This window comes from Mesorhizobium sp. M1E.F.Ca.ET.041.01.1.1 (genome assembly GCF_003997355.1).
Lineage (GTDB): Bacteria > Pseudomonadota > Alphaproteobacteria > Rhizobiales > Rhizobiaceae > Mesorhizobium.
On sequence record NZ_RZSL01000718.1, the window covers coordinates 1 to 2,628 of the forward strand.

The window sequence follows — 2,628 nt, forward strand, 5'->3', positions numbered from 1 at the left end:
CGCGAGTGCCTCGGCGGCGGTGTGCGGGGCATTGACCAGCGGATTGTCGGCCAGCGGCCACTCGCCCTTCGCCACCTTCGCCGCCTCGCTGGCGATCGCAACCATCGCCTCGCAGAAGCGGTCGAGCTCGCGCTTGGGCTCGGACTCGGTCGGCTCGACCATCAGCGTGCCCGCAACCGGAAACGACATGGTCGGCGCGTGGAAGCCGTAGTCGATCAGGCGCTTGGCGATATCGTCGACGCTGATGCCGGCGCTCTCCTTGAGCACGCGGGTGTCGAGGATGCACTCATGGGCGATGCGGTCGTGCCTGCCCTTGTAGAGGAGCGGGAAGTGCGGCGCGAGCCGGGTCGCGATGTAGTTGGCGGAGACGATCGCCGTCTCCGTCGCCTGCTTCAGGCCCGAGGCGCCCATCATGCGGATGTACATCCAGGTGATCGGCAGGATCGAGGCGCTGCCGAAGGGCGCCGCCGCCACGGCATGGGTCGTGCCCTCGGTTACGTGGCCCGGCAGATAGGGCTTGAGATGCGCTTTGACGCCGATCGGACCGACACCCGGCCCGCCGCCGCCATGCGGGATGCAGAAGGTCTTGTGCAGGTTCATGTGGCAGACGTCGGCGCCGATGTCGCCTGGACGGGCCAGGCCGACCAGCGCGTTGAGGTTGGCGCCGTCGAAATAGACCTGGCCGCCATGCTCATGGACGATGGCGCAGAGGTCGCGCGCGCCTTCCTCGTAGACGCCGTGCGTCGATGGGTAGGTGAACATCAGCGCCGCGAGGTCCTTCGAATGCTCGGCCGCCTTGGCCTTGAGGTCCTCGACGTCGATGTTGCCGTCCTCGGTGCAGCGCACCACCACCACGCTCATGCCGGCCATCGCCGCGCTCGCCGGATTGGTGCCATGCGCTGAGGACGGGATCAGGCAGACCGTGCGATGACCCTCGCCGCGCGAACGGTGATAGGCGCGGATGGCGAGCAGGCCGGCATATTCGCCTTGGCTGCCGGCATTGGGCTGCAAGGTCACCGCATCGAAGCCGGTGATCTCCGATAGCCAGGCTTCCAGGTCGCCGATCATGGCGCGGTAGCCGACCGAATGGCCGGACGGCGCGAAGGGATGCAGGTTGGCGACGCTCGGCCAGCTCACCGGCATCATTTCGGCGGCGGCGTTGAGCTTCATGGTGCAGGAGCCGAGCGGGATCATGGCGCGATCGAGCGCGAGGTCCTTGTCGGCCAGCCGGCGCAGGAAGCGCATCATCTCGGTCTCGGAGCGGTTCTCATGGAAAACCGGCTGCGTGAGGAACTCCTTGCCGCGCGGCTTGCCCGGCATGGAACCACCTTCCACCGCGCCGGGCCTGGCGCCGAACAGGGCCGCGATCGCCTCCAGATCGGTGTCGGTGGAGGTCTCGTCGAAGGCGATGCTGATCTTGTCGGCATCGATGACGCGCAGAAGCCGGCCGGTCTTCTCGGCGGCGGCGGCGATCGAGCCTGCCTTGCCCTTCACCTCGGCCGTCACCGTGTCGAAGCGGCGTGTGCCGAGCACCGAAATGCCGGCGGCCTTGAGCCCGGTGGCAAGGCGGTCGGCGAGGGTGTGGACGCGCCCGGCAATCGCCTGCAGGCCGGTGGGACCGTGCCAGATCGCATAGGCCGTCGCCATGTTGGCGAGCAGCGCCTGCGCGGTGCAGATGTTGGACGTAGCCTTGTCGCGGCGGATGTGCTGCTCGCGCGTCTGCAGCGCGAGGCGATAGCCCGGGCGACCCATGGTATCGGTCGACTGGCCGACAAGGCGGCCGGGCATCAGACGGGTCAATTTGTCGGTGACAGCGCAATAGGCGGCGTGCGGGCCGCCAAAGCCCATCGGCACGCCGAAGCGCTGCATCGAACCGACGGCGATGTCGGCGCCGAGCTTCGCCGGCGCCTCCGTCAGCGTCAGCGCAAGCGGGTCGGCGATGAAGACGACCAGCGCGCCGGCGGCGCGGGCCTTCTCGATCGCTGCCTTGTGGTCGCCATAGACGCCAAAGGTGTCCGGCCACGAGACGAGGAGTGCGGCGGTGTTGTCGTCGATCGTCTCGCCGTCGACCTCGGTGCCCAGCGGCTCGGCGCGAGTGCGCACGACATCGAGCGTCTGTGGATGCGGCGTGCCGGCGAGTGCTACCTTGGTGCGCTTGTCGCGGTGATGGCGCAGCGCGATGCCGACCGCTTCGGCAACGGCGGTGGCTTCATCGAGCAACGAGGCCGAGGCCACCGGCAGGCCGGTCAATTCGGTGACCAGGGTCTGGAAATTGAACAGCATTTCCAGACGGCCCTGGCTGATCTCGGCTTGGTAGGGCGTGTAGGCCGTGTACCAGGCCGGGTTCTCGAACATGTTGCGCTGGATGACCGGCGGTACAAAAACATCATGGTAGCCGGCGCCGATGAAGCACTTCAGCACCGTATTCTTCCCCATGATCGCCGATAATTCCGCCAGCGCTTCGGCTTCGCTGGCCGGAGCAGGCAGGGCGAGCGGCCGGTCCAGACGGATCGACTTCGGCACGGCCTGGCTGATCAGTGTCTCGACGGACGGAACGCCGATGACGGCGAGCATGGCTCTGACATCGTTGAGGCCGGGACCGATATGGCGGGCCAAGAAGGGAATAGG

1 protein-coding gene is annotated in these 2,628 nt (G+C 67.5%); it reads right to left on the reverse strand.

The window, feature by feature from the left end; translation table 11 throughout:
- Nucleotides 1–2,625 (reverse strand): aminomethyl-transferring glycine dehydrogenase (gene gcvP / locus EOA38_RS33100; protein ID WP_127301211.1); only part of this gene is annotated, 2,625 nt, incomplete at its 3' end.
- Nucleotides 2,626–2,628: the final 3 nt, after the last annotated feature.